The 15,913-nt window shown below is 69.8% G+C and carries 21 protein-coding genes and 1 riboswitch; of the genes, 8 read left to right on the top strand and 13 right to left on the bottom strand.

Annotated elements, in window-relative coordinates:
- Positions 1 to 76: 76 nt before the first annotated feature.
- Complete coding sequence (locus tag ACE3RQ_RS12305; protein ID WP_374522304.1) at positions 77 to 319, top strand: glutaredoxin family protein; 243 nt, start codon at positions 77 to 79, stop codon at positions 317 to 319.
- 20 nt (positions 320 to 339) lie between these two features.
- Here ACE3RQ_RS12305 and mnhG read toward each other — a convergent pair whose 3' ends face one another.
- The 11 genes from mnhG to ACE3RQ_RS12250 all read right to left on the bottom strand — a co-directional run bounded on the left by mnhG (position 340) and on the right by ACE3RQ_RS12250 (position 9,349).
- Complete coding sequence (mnhG, locus tag ACE3RQ_RS12300; RefSeq protein ID WP_374522303.1) at positions 340 to 705, bottom strand: monovalent cation/H(+) antiporter subunit G; 366 nt, start codon at positions 703 to 705, stop codon at positions 340 to 342.
- Positions 702 to 980 (bottom strand): K+/H+ antiporter subunit F, encoded by a 279-nt coding sequence (locus ACE3RQ_RS12295; protein ID WP_374522302.1) that lies wholly within the window; start codon positions 978 to 980, stop codon positions 702 to 704. Before ACE3RQ_RS12295 ends, mnhG begins: the two co-directional genes overlap by 4 nt.
- Complete coding sequence (locus tag ACE3RQ_RS12290) at positions 977 to 1,465, bottom strand: Na+/H+ antiporter subunit E (RefSeq protein WP_374522300.1); 489 nt, start codon at positions 1,463 to 1,465, stop codon at positions 977 to 979. The genes ACE3RQ_RS12295 and ACE3RQ_RS12290 overlap by 4 nt, the downstream gene beginning before the upstream one ends.
- Positions 1,462 to 3,117, bottom strand: a complete 1,656-nt coding sequence (locus tag ACE3RQ_RS12285; RefSeq protein ID WP_374522299.1) for a monovalent cation/H+ antiporter subunit D — start codon at positions 3,115 to 3,117, stop codon at positions 1,462 to 1,464. The genes ACE3RQ_RS12290 and ACE3RQ_RS12285 overlap by 4 nt, the downstream gene beginning before the upstream one ends.
- Positions 3,114 to 3,458, bottom strand: coding sequence for a Na+/H+ antiporter subunit C (locus ACE3RQ_RS12280; protein WP_374522297.1), 345 nt, complete (start codon positions 3,456 to 3,458; stop codon positions 3,114 to 3,116). The genes ACE3RQ_RS12285 and ACE3RQ_RS12280 overlap by 4 nt, the downstream gene beginning before the upstream one ends.
- Positions 3,458 to 6,400 carry a monovalent cation/H+ antiporter subunit A gene (locus ACE3RQ_RS12275; protein ID WP_374522296.1) on the bottom strand — a complete coding sequence of 981 codons (2,943 nt, stop codon included), beginning with the start codon at positions 6,398 to 6,400 and terminating at the stop codon, positions 3,458 to 3,460. The genes ACE3RQ_RS12280 and ACE3RQ_RS12275 overlap by 1 nt, the downstream gene beginning before the upstream one ends.
- A gap of 181 nt (positions 6,401 to 6,581) precedes the next feature.
- Positions 6,582 to 6,881, bottom strand: a complete 300-nt coding sequence (locus tag ACE3RQ_RS12270; protein ID WP_374522295.1) for a hypothetical protein — start codon at positions 6,879 to 6,881, stop codon at positions 6,582 to 6,584.
- A gap of 90 nt (positions 6,882 to 6,971) precedes the next feature.
- On the bottom strand, positions 6,972 to 7,985 hold the full coding sequence (arsB, locus tag ACE3RQ_RS12265) for an ACR3 family arsenite efflux transporter (RefSeq protein ID WP_374522294.1): 1,014 nt from the start codon (positions 7,983 to 7,985) through the stop codon (positions 6,972 to 6,974).
- Positions 7,985 to 8,509, bottom strand: coding sequence for an arsenate reductase ArsC (locus tag ACE3RQ_RS12260; protein WP_374522293.1), 525 nt, complete (start codon positions 8,507 to 8,509; stop codon positions 7,985 to 7,987). The genes arsB and ACE3RQ_RS12260 overlap by 1 nt, the downstream gene beginning before the upstream one ends.
- Before the next feature lie 9 nt (positions 8,510 to 8,518).
- Complete coding sequence (locus ACE3RQ_RS12255; protein ID WP_374522292.1) at positions 8,519 to 9,010, bottom strand: ArsI/CadI family heavy metal resistance metalloenzyme; 492 nt, start codon at positions 9,008 to 9,010, stop codon at positions 8,519 to 8,521.
- A gap of 15 nt (positions 9,011 to 9,025) precedes the next feature.
- Positions 9,026 to 9,349, bottom strand: coding sequence for an ArsR/SmtB family transcription factor (locus ACE3RQ_RS12250; protein ID WP_374522291.1), 324 nt, complete (start codon positions 9,347 to 9,349; stop codon positions 9,026 to 9,028).
- 116 nt (positions 9,350 to 9,465) lie between these two features.
- Here ACE3RQ_RS12250 and ACE3RQ_RS12245 point away from each other — a divergent pair, with 116 nt between their 5' ends.
- Positions 9,466 to 10,167 carry a hypothetical protein gene (locus ACE3RQ_RS12245; protein WP_374522290.1) on the top strand — a complete coding sequence of 234 codons (702 nt, stop codon included), beginning with the start codon at positions 9,466 to 9,468 and terminating at the stop codon, positions 10,165 to 10,167.
- Between the two features lie 44 nt (positions 10,168 to 10,211).
- On the opposite strand, the gene ACE3RQ_RS12240 is transcribed toward ACE3RQ_RS12245, so the two are convergent.
- A complete protein-coding gene (locus ACE3RQ_RS12240; RefSeq protein ID WP_374522289.1) occupies positions 10,212 to 10,853 on the bottom strand; it encodes an NrsF family protein in 642 nt (213 codons plus the stop codon).
- On the bottom strand, positions 10,850 to 11,413 hold the full coding sequence (locus tag ACE3RQ_RS12235) for a sigma-70 family RNA polymerase sigma factor (RefSeq protein WP_374522288.1): 564 nt from the start codon (positions 11,411 to 11,413) through the stop codon (positions 10,850 to 10,852). The genes ACE3RQ_RS12240 and ACE3RQ_RS12235 overlap by 4 nt, the downstream gene beginning before the upstream one ends.
- A gap of 143 nt (positions 11,414 to 11,556) precedes the next feature.
- On the opposite strand from ACE3RQ_RS12235, the gene ACE3RQ_RS12230 reads away from it, so the two are divergent.
- From ACE3RQ_RS12230 to ACE3RQ_RS12205, 6 genes are all read left to right on the top strand, one after another.
- Positions 11,557 to 11,847: a DUF2282 domain-containing protein gene (locus ACE3RQ_RS12230; protein ID WP_374522287.1), complete on the top strand. Its 291-nt coding sequence runs from the start codon at positions 11,557 to 11,559 to the stop codon at positions 11,845 to 11,847.
- Positions 11,848 to 11,852: 5 nt separating this feature from the next.
- Positions 11,853 to 12,710, top strand: coding sequence for a DUF692 family multinuclear iron-containing protein (locus ACE3RQ_RS12225; protein ID WP_374522286.1), 858 nt, complete (start codon positions 11,853 to 11,855; stop codon positions 12,708 to 12,710).
- On the top strand, positions 12,707 to 13,468 hold the full coding sequence (locus tag ACE3RQ_RS12220; protein WP_374522285.1) for a DNA-binding domain-containing protein: 762 nt from the start codon (positions 12,707 to 12,709) through the stop codon (positions 13,466 to 13,468). Before ACE3RQ_RS12225 ends, ACE3RQ_RS12220 begins: the two co-directional genes overlap by 4 nt.
- Positions 13,465 to 13,914, top strand: a complete 450-nt coding sequence (locus tag ACE3RQ_RS12215; RefSeq protein WP_374522284.1) for a DoxX family protein — start codon at positions 13,465 to 13,467, stop codon at positions 13,912 to 13,914. The genes ACE3RQ_RS12220 and ACE3RQ_RS12215 overlap by 4 nt, the downstream gene beginning before the upstream one ends.
- Before the next feature lie 82 nt (positions 13,915 to 13,996).
- Positions 13,997 to 14,101, top strand: a riboswitch (guanidine-I (ykkC/yxkD leader).
- 56 nt (positions 14,102 to 14,157) lie between these two features.
- Positions 14,158 to 15,012, top strand: a complete 855-nt coding sequence (locus ACE3RQ_RS12210) for an ABC transporter permease (protein WP_374522283.1) — start codon at positions 14,158 to 14,160, stop codon at positions 15,010 to 15,012.
- A 14-nt stretch (positions 15,013 to 15,026) separates the two neighbouring features.
- Positions 15,027 to 15,866: an ABC transporter ATP-binding protein gene (locus tag ACE3RQ_RS12205; RefSeq protein WP_374522282.1), complete on the top strand. Its 840-nt coding sequence runs from the start codon at positions 15,027 to 15,029 to the stop codon at positions 15,864 to 15,866.
- Positions 15,867 to 15,913 lie beyond the last annotated feature (47 nt).

Here is a 15,913-nt window from a genome sequence, read left to right as displayed (position 1 = left end):
GCATTCACGGCCTGAGCGGTCGGGCCGCCCACCCTGACTGGCGGGCCGGGAACACCCGGCCCCGTACACTTCGGGCATGGAACTCAAGATCGTCGTTTACTCCAAGTCCGCCTGCCCGCAATGCGAGTCGGCGAAGATGCTGCTCAAGTCCCGCTCGCTGGACTTCGAGGAAATCAAGATCGATGACGAGGCCGAGCGCCTGGCCTTCTACGCCAAGTGCGGTCCCTCGGTGCGGCAGATGCCGCAGATCTTCATCAACGACCAGCGCGTGGGTGGCCTGGCCGGCCTGCAGGCCGCACTGGCCCAGATCGGGCGCTGAACCGGCCCGGCCGCCGGCGCTCAGTCGGCGGCGCCGTCTTGTGGCTTGAGCGGCGGCGGCAAGTCGTCGCCCGAATGGCGCCGCCGGAACAGCGCGGCGCGCGCCAGCACGATGGTGGTCACCGGCGCGGTGATCGACAGCACGATGATGATCAGCCACACGTGCAGGGCCAGGCCATCGCCCCGGGTGCTGAAGTAGGCAATCGACGCAAACGTCACCAGCCACGCGGCCAGCGTGGAGGCCAGCGCCGGCGCGTGCATGCGCGAGAAAAAGTCGGGCAGGCGCCACAGGCCCAGCGCGGCCACCAGCACCACCAGGCCACTGGCCAGCAGCAGCAAGGCGGTGATGGCCTCACCCACCGAAGGCAAAGGGGTGAACAGGTTCATTCGATCACCTCGCCGCGCAGCAGAAACTTGGCCAGCGCCACCGAGGACACGAAGCCAAACAGCACCATCAGCAGCGCGCCCTCGAAGTACATGGCGCTGTCGTAGCGGATGGCCAGCGCCAGCATGATGAGCATGCCCACCACGTAGAGAAAGTCGAGCGCCAGCACCCGGTCTTGCGCGGTGGGGCCGCGCATGAGCCGTGCCAGCCCGATGCCCATGGCCAGCACGTAGAGCATGAGGGTGATGGTGACGGCCAGCGAGAGCAGCGGGCTCATTCAAAAATCTCCTTCAGGGGGTGCTCGTAGTCGGCCTTGAAGTGGGCGATGAAGGCCGCCTCGTCGTCCAGGTCAAACACGTGCACCAGCAGCGAGCTGCGGTCGGGCGCCAGCTCGGACCACACCGTGCCGGGAATCACGGCCGAGATCATGGCCAGCGAGGCCAGGGCGTGGGCGTCGCGCAGCTCCAGCGGCACCACCACGAAGGTGCCGCGCGGCGGCTGGCGACGCGCGCGCAGCACGCCGCGCGCCACCTCGATGGCCGAGCGCACCACGTCACGCCCCACGCGCAAGATCAGCAGCAGCAACACGCCCCAGCGCCGCAAGGGACCGGGCGTGGGCCGCAGCGGCGCCATCAGCAGCGGCATGACCACGGCCACCAGCAGGCCCAGCAGCAACTGCCCGGGGCTGGTGCTGCGCACCAGCAGCAGCCAGCCGACAAACAGGCCCAGCGAGAGCCAGGGGGAAGGCAGCCAGCGCTTCATGGCAGCACCCCCGGCACCTGGGCGGGCGTGGGGTTGGGCACGGGCAGGGTGTCCATCACGGCATCGATGTAGCGGTTGGGCGAGTGCAGGGCCTCGGCCGTGGCGCGGGTGTAGCCCAGCACCGCCTCGGCCTGCCAGACCATGGCCAGCAAGGCCATGAGCAGCCCGGCGATGGGCAGGGTCTCCACCACGCGCAGGCGCGGTGCGGGCCGGTCTTGCGTGGTCCAGAAGTGGCGAATGCCGGCGCGCATGAGCGCCATGGCCGCCAACAGGCCCGACGCAATGAGCAGGCCGAACAAGGCCCAGGCGGGGCGGGTCTGCAAATCCAGCAAGGCGGTGAGCATGGCCACTTTGCCCACAAATCCCGACAGCGGCGGCAGGCCCGCCACCACCAGGGCGCACACGGTGAAGCCCACGCCCAGGAAGGCCAGCGCGGCGGGAATGGCGCGGCCGATGAGCACCTCTTCTTCGTCGTCCAGGTTGGTGCCGGGCAGGGGCTCGGCGTCCAGGAAGGCGGGCAAGGCGCCGTTGCCGTCGTCCAGGTCGGGGCGGTCTTCTTCGACCTGTCGCGCCCGGTCGAGCAGCTCCACCAGCAGGAACAGGGCGCAGCCCGCCAGGGTGGAACTGGCCAGGTAGAACAGCGCGCCGGCGCTGAGCTGCGGGGCATCGAAACCGATGGCCGCGATCACCGTGCCGGACGAGGCGATCACGCTGTAGCCGGCCAAGCGCGCCACCTGCTGCGAGGCCAGCATGCCCACGGTGCCAAAGGCCAGCGTGGCCAGGCCCCCCCACACCAGCACGTCGCCACCGAAACCCGCCGAGGCCCCGGCGCTGGCGGGAAAGCACAGGGTCCACAGCCGCAGGATGGCGTACACGCCCACCTTGGTGAGGATGGCGAACACCGCCGCCGCCGGCGCGCTGGCCGCTGCGTAGGCCGGGGGCAGCCAGAAATTCAGCGGCCACAGCGCGGCCTTGGCCAGGAAGGCAATGGCCAGAATGGCCGCGCCCGCGTGCAGCAGGCCGCGGTCGCTGGTCGGCACCATCGAGAGCTTTTGCGCGATGTCGGCCATGTTGAGCGTGCCGGTCACGCCGTAGAGCACGGCCACGCCAATCAGGAACAGCAGCGAGGCCACCAGGTTGATGGCGATGTAGTGCAGGCCCGCGCGCACCCGCGCCGCGCCGCCGCCGTGCAGCAGCAGGCCGTAGCTGGCGGCCAGCAGCACCTCGAAGAACACGAACAGGTTGAACAGGTCGGCCGTGAGGAAGGCGCCGTACAGGCCCATGAGCTGCAACTGGAACAGCACATGGAAGTACACGCCCGCGTGCTGCCAGCGCGCCAGCGCGTACAGCAGCCCGGCCAGGCCCACGGCGCCGGCCAGCACCGCCATGAGGGCCGAGAGCCGGTCGGCCACCAGCACGATGCCGTAGGGCACGGGCCAGTTGCCCGGCAGGTACACGCCAAAGGCGGCCGGGCCTTCGGCCTGCACGCGCAGCAGCAGCATCACCGCCAGCACCAGGCCAGTGGTGGTGGACAAGGTGTTGACCACGGCCTTCAGGCCACGCCGGCCCTCGCCGAACATGAGCATCAGCGCGGCGGTGGCCAGGGGCAGCAGCACCGGGGCCACGATCAGGTGATCCACGGTGCCCGTCATCCGCGCGGCTCCTGTCCGTCCACGTGGTCACCGCCCGAGAGGCCCCGCAGCGCCAGCAGCACCACCAGGAACAGCGCGGTGGTGGCAAAGCCAATGACGATGGCCGTGAGCACCAGCGACTGCGGCAGCGGGTCGGTGTAGTTCACCAGGTCGGCCGCCTGGCCGGCGCGCACGATGGGCTCGGCGTCCACCGAGAGGCTGCCCACGCTGAAGATGAACAGGTTGATGGCATACGACAGCAGCGACAGGCCAATGAGCACCTGAAACGTGCGGGGGCGCAGCAGCAGCCACACGCCGGCACCGGCCATGACGCCAATGGCGATGGAGACGATCACTTCCATCAGCGCAACTCCTTGTGGTCTTCTTGAGCCTCGGGCTCGTCGGTGTTGTCCTCCAGCACCACCACCTGGCGCCGGCGCGCGCGCAGCGACTGGTGGGCAATGGCGGTGAGCAGCAGCAGGGTGGAGCCCACCACCACCGCGAACACCCCCAGGTCAAAGATGGCGGCCGTGGGCAGGTGCACCTCGCCCACCAGGGGCCAGGTGACGTGCGCGGTGTGGGTGGTGAGGAAGGGGTAGCCCAGCGCCAGCGAGCCCAGGCCGGTGGCCAGGGCCAGCAACAGGCCAAAGGCAATCCAGCGCGGGGGCAGCAGGTACATGCGCGCCTCCACCCAGCGGGTGCCGCTCACCATGTATTGCGCGATGAAGGCAATGGCCACCACCAGGCCGGCCACGAAGCCGCCGCCCGGCTCGTTGTGGCCGCGCATGAACAGGTGAAACGCGAACACGGCGGCCACCGGCAGCAGCAGGCGCACCAGCACGGCGGGCACGTCGAGGTAACGCTGGGGCGTGTCGCCCTCGCCGTCGGCGCGGGTGACGAGGTCACCGTCAGAGCCCAGGGGCACCAGTTGCTGCTGCGTGGGCTGGTCGATCACCTCTTGCGGCGGGCGGAAGCGCCGCAGCAGCGCGTACACCGTGATGCCCACGATGCCCAGCACCGTGATCTCGCCCAGCGTGTCGAAGGCGCGGAAGTCGACCAGCATCACGTTGACGATGTTGGTGCCGCCGCCCAGGGGCAGCGCGTGCTCGATGAAGTACGGCGAAATCGACAGCGGCGCCTTGCGGGTGAGCAGCGCGTACGACAGCGCGGCCAGCCCACCACCGATGAGCACTGCCACCAGCAGGTCGCGGCGGCGGCGCAGCCAGGCGCGCAGCGTGCGGGCTTGGACGTCGTCTTGTTCCAGGCGCTTGGGCATCCAGCGCAGGCCCAGCAGGAACAGCACCATGGTCACCACCTCCACCGCCAGTTGGGTGAGCGCCAGGTCGGGCGCCGAGAACCAGGCAAAGGTGATGCACAGCGCCAGGCCCACCACGCTGAGCATGATGAGCGCGGCCAGCCGGTGGAACTTGGCCTGCCAGGCCGCGCCAATGGCGCAGGCACCGGCCACCGCCCACAGCAGCGCGAACTCGGGCGTGGCCGGCACGCGCGCGCGGTCGCCCCAGGTGAGTGGCACGATGAGCGACGAGGCCAGCCCCGCCAGCCCGGCGATCACCACCAGCACCAGCAACTGTGACTGCAGCCGGCGCGTGCCGGCCACGCGCAGCACGCGCCGCGCCAGGTCGGTGAGGGCCGCCAGCAGCCCCTCGAACAGGCGCTTGCCATTGAGCCAGCGCAGGCCCGGGGCCCAGCGCGCGCGGCGCTGCTTGAAGCGCGCGCCAAACAGCAGGTAGACGACCACGCCACCGGCGGTGGCCAGCAGGCTCATGATCAGCGGGGCATTGAAGCCGTGCCACAGCGCCAGGCTGTAGCTGGGCAGCACACCGCCCACCACCGGCTGCGCGGCCAGGGCCAGCACCGGCCCGATGGACCAGGCCGGCAGCGTGCCCACCACGATGCAGGCCAGCACCAGCAGCTCCACCGGCACGCGCATCCAGTGCACCGGCTCGTGCGGCTGGCGCGGGCAGTCGGGCGGCGCGCCGAAGAACACGTCGTGCCCGAAGCGCAGCGAATACACCACCGCGAACACACCGGCCAGCGTGGCCAGGGCCGGCAGGCCGTGTTCGATGAGCGGGCTGGCGCTGACGAACACGGTCTCGGCGAAGAACATCTCTTTCGACAGAAAGCCGTTGAGCAGCGGCACGCCGGCCATGGCGCCGCAGGCCACGATGGCCAGCGTGCCGGTGATGGGCATGGAGCGGAACAGGCCATCGAGGCGGCGCATGTCGCGCGTGCCGGTCTCGTGGTCAATGATGCCCACCGACATGAACAACGAGGCCTTGAAGGTGGCGTGGTTCATCATGTGGAACACCGCCGCCACCGCCGCCAGCGGGCTGTTCAGGCCCAGCAGCAAGGTGATGAGGCCCAGGTGGCTGATGGTGGAATACGCCAGCAGGCCCTTCAGGTCGTTCTGGAACATGGCGGCATAAGCGCCCAGCAGCAGGGTCGTCAGGCCCGCGCCGCCGACGATCCAGAACCAGGCGTCGGTGCCCGAGAGCACCGGCCACAGCCGCGCCAGCAGAAACACCCCGGCCTTGACCATGGTGGCCGAGTGCAGGTAGGCCGACACCGGCGTGGGCGCGGCCATGGCGTGCGGCAACCAGAAATGAAACGGGAACTGGGCGCTCTTGGTGAGGGCCCCCAGCAGGATGAGTCCCAAGGCCAGCGGGTAGAGGGGGTGTGCCCTCACCTGCTGGCCCGAGTCCAGCACGGCCTGCAACTCCAGGCTGCCGACCATGTGGCCCAGCAGCAGCACGCCACCCAGCAGGGCCAGGCCCCCGGTGGCGGTCACGGTGAAGGCCATGCGGGCGCCGCGCCGCGCGTCCTTGCGGTGCGTCCAGTAGCCGATCAGCAAAAACGAGAACACGCTGGTGAGTTCCCAGAACACCACCAACTGCACCAGGTTGCCCGAGAGCACCACGCCCAGCATGGCGCCCATGAAACCCAGCAGCAGTGAATAGAAACGCGCCGCCGGGTCTTCGGGCGAGAGGTAGTAGCGCGCGTACACGATCACCAGCAGGCCCATGCCACTGACCAGCATGCCGAACATCCAGGCAAAGCCGTCAATGCGCACGCTAAGGTTCATGCCCAGGCTGGGCAGCCAGGCCAACTGCTCGGCCACCACCTGCCCGGCCGCCACCTGCGGGTACATCAAGCCCAGGGGCACCGCCACGGCCAAGGCCACCGCCGCCGCCCAGAGCGACTCCAGGTTGCGGGCGTTGGTGGGCAGCAGCGCGGCGACCGCGCTGCCGACAAAGGGCAGCAGTAACAGCAGGAAAAGGGACATCAAACCAAGTGTAGAGGACACTCCCCACGGTACCGGCAGCGGGCGTGGGGCAGGGACAGACTGGCGAGGCCAGCTTTAAGGCGAGCCAGGAATGGCCGCCAAGTTCCCGAGAATTTCGATGTCGTGCATTGGCCCCGGCAGCGGGGCCAATGCCCGGGCCAACGCCCGGGTCATTGCCCGGTCAGAGCGGGTCGGCCAGCGCCTTGCTCAGGGCGGCGATGTGCTGGGCCGTGGGCACCATGGGCTTCATGCCGTCTTCTTCGGCGGTGGCGGCCTCGTGGGCGCGGATGGCGTTGACCATGTCGTACTGGCTCTCCCAGTGCAGGGTCTTGCCCTCGGGGCAGAGGTCGCGCAGGGTGCCGAACCAGTAGTAGCCGTCTTCACCACCAAAGAGTTTGTCGATGCCGCCGGCATCGCCGGAAGACAGGCCGTGGGCGGCGAGGATTTGCTTGAGCTTGTGGTGGGAGACGGAGTAGCGCATGAAGTAGGTGCCAACAAAAACAAAACGGCCGGGCCTGCGTGAGCGGCCCGGCCTGCGGGGTCGGCGATTTTACTGAACGGCCCGCGGGGTTCAGGCTCTCTTCGGCGCCCAGGCGTTCACCATGGCCACCAGCGACAGCATCACCGGCACCTCCACCAGCACGCCCACCACCGTGGCCAGCGCCGCGCCCGAGTTCAGGCCGAACAGCGAGATGGCCACGGCCACCGCCAACTCAAAGAAGTTGGACGTACCGATCAGGCAGGCCGGGCCGGCCACGTCGTGCGGCAGCTTCATGAGCCGCGCGCCCCACCAGCCAATGAAAAAGATGCCGTAGGTCTGCAGCAAGAGCGGCACGGCGATCAAGGCAATGATGGCCGGCTGCGCCACGATGGTGCCGGCCTGAAAACCGAAGAGCAGCACCACGGTGGCGATCAGGCCCGCGATGGACCACGGCTTCAGACGCGCGCTGAAGGCCGCCAGCGCTGCCTCGGAATGGCGCAACAGTGCATGGCGCGTGGCCACGCCGGCCAGCAGCGGCAGCACCACGTACAGCACGGTGGACAGCAGCAGGGTTTCCCAGGGTACGGTGACGTCGGTCACGCCCAGGAGAAAGGCGGCGATGGGCGCGAAGGCCACCACCATGATCAGGTCGTTCACCGACACCTGCACCAGCGTGTAGTTGGGGTCGCCTTTGACGAGCTGGCTCCACACGAACACCATGGCCGTGCAGGGCGCCACGCCCAGCAAAATCATGCCGGCGATGTACTCGCTGGCCGATGCCGGGTCCACCCAGGGCGCGAACAGGTACTGGAAGAACAGCACACCCAGCGCGGCCATGGTGAAGGGCTTGATGAGCCAGTTGATCACCACCGTGAGCACCAGGCCCTGCGGGCGCTTGCCCACGTCCTTCACGGCGCCCCAGTCGATCTGGATCATCATCGGGTAGATCATGATCCAGATGAACACGGCCACCACCACGTTCACCTGGGCCAGCTCCAGCGCGGCGATGGCCTGGAACAGGCCGGGCGAGGCCAGGCCCAGGCCCACGCCAGCGGCAATGCCCAGCGCCACCCAGAGGGTGAGGTAGCGTTCAAACACGCCCATCACGCACCGCCTTCCGTGGCTTCTTTCGCCAGGCGGCGTGCCTGGTCTTGCAGGCCCAGGCGGTCCAAGGCTGAGGCGGGCAGGCTCACCAGCAGTTCCAGGCGGCGGCCAATCAGGTGCAAGGTGCGGCGAAAGGCCTCGCGGCGCTCGTCGTCGCTGCCCTGCACTTCCGATGGGTCGGCGTAACCCCAGTGCGCCGTGGCCGGCTGGCCGGGCCAGTAGGGGCACACCTCACCGGCGGCGTTGTCGCACACGGTGATCACCAGGTCCATGTGCGGCGCGCCGGGGGCGGCGAACTCGTCCCAGCTCTTGCTGCGCAGGCCGTCGGTGGACACGCCGGCATGGGCCAGCGCCTCCAGCGCCAAGGGGTTGGGCCGCTGGTTCTCGCGCGGGCTGCTGCCGGCCGAGAAGGCCTGAAAGCGGCCGCGGCCGAGGTGGTTCAGCAAGGCCTCGGCCAGGATGCTGCGGGCGGAGTTGTGCGTGCACAGAAACAGCACGTTCAGGGGGCGTTGGGCGTCAGACATGGTGGTCGTTCAGCAGCAGGACTTGGTGGAGGAGGTGGTGGGGGTGGAGGCAGGGCCACAGCAGCCCGTGGCGGCAGGAGCGGCGGGCTTGGGCGCGCAGCAGGCAGCGCCGGCCGAGGGCTCGCGCTCGTTGAACACGGGAATGTTCGCCAGCGTGTGAAAGTGCTCCCAGGCAATGCCTTGCGGGTCGGTGACCCAGTGCTTGTCGCTGCGGGCGTAGCAGCAGGTAGTCTCGCCTTCGTCGAGCAGGGCCATGTCGGCCGCCTCGGCGCGGGCCTTCAGGGTGCCCAGTTCCTCGGCCTCGTCCACCTGAAAACCCAGGTGGTCAACGCCGGGCAGCTCGCCGCGGGTGGAGATGGCGAAGTTCAGGCGCGGGTCGTCCAGCATCCACTTGGCGTAGTCGGCCTCCAGGCGCACCGGCTCGGCCGCGAACAGCTTGGAATAGAAGGCCACGCTCTGGGCCAGGTCGCGCACGTGAAGGTGCACATGGAAGCGTTTCATGGGGAATCTCCTGGTTCAGCAGCGGCAGGCCGCCGCCTCGGTGGTGACACAGGCTGCGCCCTCGCAGCAGTTGTCGGTGAGGTAGGTCAGCAGCGCGGTCATGGTGTCGAACGCGGCGCGGTAAACGAGGTAGCGGCCCTGGCGCTCCTGGGTGATGAGCCCGGCCTGCGCCAGCTCTTTCAGGTGGAAAGACAAGGCCGTGGGGGCCACGCCCAGTTGCTCGGCCAGCACGCCGGGGGTGAGGCCTTGCGGCCCCGCCACCACCAAGGCACGGAACACGCGCAGGCGCACGGCTTGGGCCAGCGCGGCGAGGGAACGGACGACGTCGTTTTCTTGCATAGGCGGAACTATACAACATTACTTGAACTATTGAATTGAAAGTCGGCGCATGGGCACAACGGCCACGGCAGCCAAGGCGGCGGCCGGATAATCCCGCGGCGCAGGAGCCCCCCGACATGAACCGCTTGCAAACCGAAACCCACCGCCTCTACCCCCCAACCCCATCGGGCGGCCAAGCCGATGGCACCACCCGCCACGCCGTGCTGCAGGCCCACTGCCCGCCCGGCTGGCCGGCGCTGCGCGCAGTGTGGGAAGGCGTTCAGGCCGACCTCGGCTGGCCCGCGCCCGGCATCGCGGTGAACGGCCGCGACGCCTACCAACTCTGGTTTTCCTTCGCCCAGCCGCTGCCGCTGGCCCAGGCCCAAGGCTTGTTGCGTGCACTGCTCAAGCGCTTCCTGCCCGATGCCGACCCACGCCGCCTGCGCGTGCTGCCCGACGCCGACACCCCACTGCCCACGCCGCCGCAAGCCCAGCCCTCAGGCAACTGGTCGGCCTTCGTGAGCCCCGACCTGGCGGCGGTGTTCGGCGACGACCCCGTGCTGGACATTCCCCCCGGCGACGAGGCCCAGGCCGAGCTGCTGGCGCGCCTGCGCAGCGTGCCAGCCGAGGCGGTGGCGGATGCACTGCAAGGCCTGGCGCCAGCGCCGTCATCGCCGTCACCGGCACCTGCGCCACCGGCAGTCGGTACCAAGACCGGGTGGCAGACCCCGCGCGACTTCCTGATGCGGGTGATGAACGACCCCACCACCCCGCTGGCCCTGCGCATCGAAGCGGCCAAGGCCTTGCTGGGGCATGGAAGCCCCCCGTCAGCCGACTGAAGATTCGCGCTGCCGCACCGCTTGCGGCATCGGCGATGGCAAGCTCACCAGCGCAAACCCCGCGCGCCCACCAGCGCCCCCAGCCCCGCCGAGGCGGTCATGCCCAGCACGTACCACACCGCCATGAAGGGCATGCCAGTCTCTGGGCAATGCAGGGCATACACCGCCGCGCCGGTGGCACCGGCCAGCCAACCAGCGGCCGCGCCAGCCAGGGCCGGGCGCGTGGGCGCCATGCCCTTGAGCGCCCAGAACAGGCAAGCGCCCACCGGCAGCGCCGCCAGCAACACGCTGACGGCGCAAGTGCGCCAAGTGCTGCCCCATAGCAAGGCCTCGCGCGCGGCGGGCTCGGCCTGCCACCAGACCCAGCCCGCCATGGCCCACAGCACCAGCACCGGCGCCACCATGGCCCAGGTCCAGCCGCCCAGGCGCGCCCCGGGGTGGGCCAGGCGGTAGACGGCCACGGCCGCGCCCGCCAGCACCGCCAGGGGCATGGCCTCTTTCATGGCGAAGGCGGGGGTGAAGAACACCTGGCCCAGGTCGGGCCGAACGCCATAGGCCAGCGCGATCCACAGCAGCGCCAGCAAGCCACCACCACCCAGCGCCAGCCACAGGCGGCGCTGGCCCTCGTGGCGCGGCACGGGCGCGGCATCGGCGGCCAGCAGGCCGATCAACTCGTCGGTTTTCATGTCAGTCCTTTCCACTGTCGCGCCAGGGCCTTCAGGCCCCGGTGCACGCCCACCTTCACCGCCGACTCGCTCATGCCCGTCAGGCGCGCCGTCTCTTGCACCGAGAGGCCGTCCAGCTTGGTGTGCTGGATCGGCAGGCGCTGGTGGTCGGGCAGGCCACCCAGCAGGCGCGAAAGGTCGCGTCGCGCCAGGCCAGCGTCATCGTCGGAGTGGGCAAACACCGCCAGGTCGTCGTCAAGCGGGTCGTTCAATGCCTCATGGCGCTCGCGCCGGCGCCACAGGTCCACCAGCTTGTAGCGCGCCACCGCGTGCACCCAGGCCGTGAGCGGTGAACCCGGGCGGTAGGTGTGGCGCTGGGTGTGCACGGCCAGCAGGGTTTCCTGCACCAGGTCTTCCACCTCGTCGGGCAGGCTTTGCAGGCGGCGGCGGAAATAGCCACGCAGCAAGGCCCCCAGGCGCTGCAGGAAACGGTGGTAGGCGGCGGCGTCGCCGTCCAACCCGGCCTGGAACAGGCCCAGCAGTTCGTGTTCGGTTGCGATCACGGGGTCTATTCGTTGCATGGCCGGCCAAGGTTACAGGGGGGCGCAGAAACAAATAAGCGGGGTTTGGCCTGGGTGCCTGTAACCCCGGCACGGCGCGCACCGAACTGACCACCGGAGCGCACCGGCTGGTCGGTGTGCCCACCCACCCAACGGAGCCCACCATGACCTCGACCACCCTGAGCCTGACCCTTGCCGCCCTGGCCGCCCTGAGCACGGGCGCAGCCATTGCCCAGTCCAACATGCCCGACGCCAAGCCCGCGAGTGCCAAAGAGCGCTGCTACGGCGTGTCCATGGCCGGCAAGAACGACTGCGCCGCCGGCCCGGGCACCACCTGCGCCGGCACCTCGAAGGTGGACTACCAGGGCAACGCCTGGAAGTACGTGCCCACCGGCACCTGCACCACCATCAAGACGCCCAATGGCATGGGCTCGCTGCAACCGATCAAGAGCTGATCGCCATGCCCGCATCGCCCACCGACCCCGCCGCCAACCTGGGCGCGGGCCTGGGCCTGAAGCCGCAGCACCTGCACGAGGCGCTGGCCGCCTCGGCGCCAGGGCTGTGGTTCGAGGTGCACCCCGAGAACAGCCTGGTGGCCGGTGGCCCCCGCCTGGCCTGGCTGGAGGCCGTGCGCGAGCGGCACCCGCTGTCGCTGCACGGCGTGTCTGCCTCGCTGGGCGGGGCGCAGGCGCTGGACGCCTCGCACCTCGCGCGCCTGGCTGCGCTGGTGCGGCGGCTGCAGCCGGCCCTGGTGTCCGAGCACCTGGCCTGGAGCCGCTGGGGCGGCTTCTATGCCCCCGACCTGCTGCCCGTGCCGCGCACCACCGAAGCGCTGCACCACCTGGCCGCGCACGTGGCCCAACTGCAAGACACGCTGGGCCAGCGCGTGGCCATCGAAAACCCCGCGCACTACCTGGCCCGGCTGCCGCACGACTGGAGCGAACTCGACTTCCTGCACGAGCTGGTGCGGCGCACCGGCTGCGGCCTGCTGGTGGACGTGAACAACGTGTTCGTCTCGGCCCACAACCTGGGCACCGACGCCCGCGCCTGGGTGGACGGCGTGGCAGGCGACGCGGTGATGGAGATTCACGTGGCCGGGCACCACGCCGACCCTGCCCTGGGCCCGCGCCTGCTGATCGACAGCCACGACGCCCCGGTGTGCGAGGCCGTGTGGCGGCTGCACGAGCGGCTGGTGGCGCGCATCGGCGCCCGCCCCACCCTGCTGGAGCGCGACGACACCATTCCCCCCTTCGACGCGCTGATGGCCGAGCGCACCATGGCGCAGGCAGCCTTGGCCCGCGAGCGGGAGGTGGCATGAACGGCCTGCACGACTTCCAGCCATCGGTCTGGCAGGCCATCTGGGCCAACCCGGCCGATGCCAGCACCGAGCAAGCGCCCTGGGCCCACGAGCCCGGTTTCGCGGTCTACCGCAACACCGTGCTCAGGGGCTGCGTGGACGCCCTGGTGGCCCTGTACCCGGCGGTGCACCGCCTCACCGGCGACGACTGGTTCCGCGCCCTGGCCCTGCGCCACGCCCGCGTCCACCCACCCCGCGACGCCTGCCTGGCCACCTACGGCGCCGAGCTGCCCGACCTGCTGGCGCAGGCCTTGCCCCAAGACCAATGGCCCTGGCTGCCGGAGGTGGCCAGGCTCGACCAACTCTGGGCCGAAAGCCTGGTGGCCAGCGACGCGCCCAGCCTCAGCGCCGAGGCATTGGTCCCGCTGGCCGGGGCCGACCTGCGCTGGCGCCCCCACCCCGCCACGCGCTGGCACTGGCACCGCCAGTGGCCGCTGTGGCACCTCTGGCGCGCGGCCCGCGAAGGCTGGCCCGACCCCAATCCACCGCGCTGGCGCGGCGAGGGCGTGCTGTTCACCCGGCCGGGGCACGAGGTGCTGGCCACCCCCATCGGCCCAGGTGCGGCGGCGCTGCTGTGCGCCTGCGCCACCGGCACCACCCTGCCCGAGGCGGTGGCCGCCGCCCTGGCCGCCGAGCCAGGCCTGGACCTCACCGCCTGCATGGGCCTGCTGCTTGCCCAAGGTGCCTTTCACGCCAACCCCACGGAGACCACCCCATGAACACCACCACACCCCACGCAGGCCCGCACTTGGGGGAACTGCTCGCGCGCTGGGTCTCACCCGACCTGATTGCGCTGGTCTCGCGGGTGGCCATCGCCAGCGTCTTTTGGATCTCGGGGCGCACCAAGGTGGAGGGTTGGCTCACGCTCACCGACACCACCTTCCTGCTGTTCCGCGAAGACTACGCCCTGCCCCTGATCCCACCCGAGGCGGCGGCCTACCTGGCCACCTGGGCCGAGCACCTGTTTCCCGCCCTGCTGGTGCTGGGCCTGGCCACGCGGCTGTCGGCCCTGGCGCTGCTGGGAATGACGGCGGTGATTCAGGTCTTTGTGTACCCGGCCGCCTGGCCCACGCACCTGACCTGGGCGGCGCCACTGCTGTACCTGCTGGGCCAGGGCGCGGGGCGGTGGTCGCTGGACCACGCGCTGCGGCGCTGGCGCGGCTGACGCGCTGACCGCACAAGCTGGCACGGCTCGTGCATTCACCGCACACCGAGAGGCGCCGTGCCCTGAACGCACGCCGCTTGCCTTGAAAGACCGCTAGGGTTCCGGGCCTGCACCGCGCAGGCCGTCTGGTCCGAGAGCGGTCGGCCACGATCGCGTGGCTCCACGGAGGGACAAAAGCCCGGGAGACGCTGGCTCGCCAGAGCGCACGCCTCTCGCCGCACGTCCCAACGACAGGAGCCCCGCATGTCCCAACTGCCCCCCACCACCGCCGTGCCGGCCGCGCCAGCCGCCAAGCTGGTGCACCGCCGGCCCAGCCGCCTCTGGACGGTGCGCGGTCCCATCGCACAACGCACCTATTGGGTGCTCGCCCTCACCGGCCTGTTCACCCCTTTGGTGCTCTGGGCCGCGCTGGCCGCCTGGGGTGGCCTGGACCCGGTGTTCCTGCCCTCGCCGCTGAAGGTGCTGGAGCGCGGCTGGACCTGGGCCACCGACACCGGCCTGCTGGAAGACATGGGCATCAGCACCTACCGGGTGGTGGCGGGCTTTGCGCTGTCAGCCGTGATCGCCTTGCCCCTGGGCCTGCTGATCGGCTCGTTCCGCGCGGTGCAGGCCCTGCTGGAGCCGCTGACCGACTTCATCCGCTACATGCCGGCGGTGGCCTTCATTCCGCTGGTGATGCTGTGGGTGGGCATCGACGAGGCATCGAAGATCGCCATCATCTTCATCGGCACCTTTTTCCAGATGGTGCTCATGGTGGCCGAGGACGTGCGCCGCGTGCCCAGCGCGCAGGTGGAGGCCGCACAGACCATGGGCGCCACCCGCGCCGAGCTGATCGAGAAGGTCATCTTCCCCAGCGCCAAGCCCGCGCTACTGGACACGCTGCGCATCACCATGGGTTGGGCCTGGACCTACCTGGTGGTGGCCGAGCTGGTGGCCGCCAACTCGGGCCTGGGCTACGCCGTGCTGCGCGCCCAGCGCTTCCTGCAGACCGACACCATCTTCGCCGGAATCATCGTGATCGGCCTCATCGGCCTGCTCACCGACCAGCTGTTTCGCTGGCTGCACCGCCGCGCTTTTCCGTGGCTCTATTTGAAATGAAAGGCCACCCCACCATGAGCCTCAACACCACCCCCAAGATCGCCGTGCGCGAGCTGTTCAAGCGCTACGAAGGCGCCAGCGTGAACGCGCTGGAGCAAGTGAACCTGGACGTTGGCGCCAACGAGTTCGTCACCTTCGTGGGCGCCTCGGGCTGCGGCAAGAGCACGCTGCTGCGCACCATCGGCGGGCTGGAGACGCACAGCGCGGGCGAGCTGCTGATCGACGGCCGGCCGGTGAACGGCCCGGGCATCGACCGCGCCATGGTGTTCCAGCACTACAGCCTGTACCCGTGGATGACGGTGATGCAGAACATCAAGTTCTGCCGCCAGCTCAAGGCGCACACGCAAGACATCACCTCCAGCGACGTGGAAGCCGCCTCGGGCCGGGCCGACGCGCTCTTGCGCCTGATGGGCCTGACCCCCGTGGCCGACGCCTGGCCCAACCAGCTCTCGGGCGGCATGCAGCAGCGCGTGGCCATTGCCCGCGCACTGATGGGGCGCCCCGAGATCGTGCTGATGGACGAACCTTTCGGCGCGCTGGATGCGCAAACGCGCGAGGTGATGCATGACCTCATCCGCCACGTGCACCGGCTGGAGAAGGCCACCATCGTCTTCGTCACGCACGACGTGGAAGAGGCCCTCTACCTGGGCCAGCGCGTGGTGCTCATGGCGCCGCGCCCGGGCCGCATCGACACGGTGTACGAGGTGCCCTTCGGCGACCAGCGCACGCAAGACCTCAAGCACGCCCCCGAGTTTCTGCGCATGAAGCGCGACATCCTGGACCGCATCCGCGAGACCTCGGGCATGAAGACCGACCTCGAACAACTGCAACGCCTGAGCGCCACCCCGGCCTGACCCACCAAGGAGACCCGCCATGAACCTGCAAGACCTGCCCGACCCGC

Source organism: Hydrogenophaga sp. (assembly GCF_041913525.1).
Lineage (GTDB): Bacteria > Pseudomonadota > Gammaproteobacteria > Burkholderiales > Burkholderiaceae_C > Hydrogenophaga.
The sequence above is the reverse complement of the archived record's forward strand: the minus strand, read 5'-3'. Positions and strand labels throughout refer to the sequence as shown.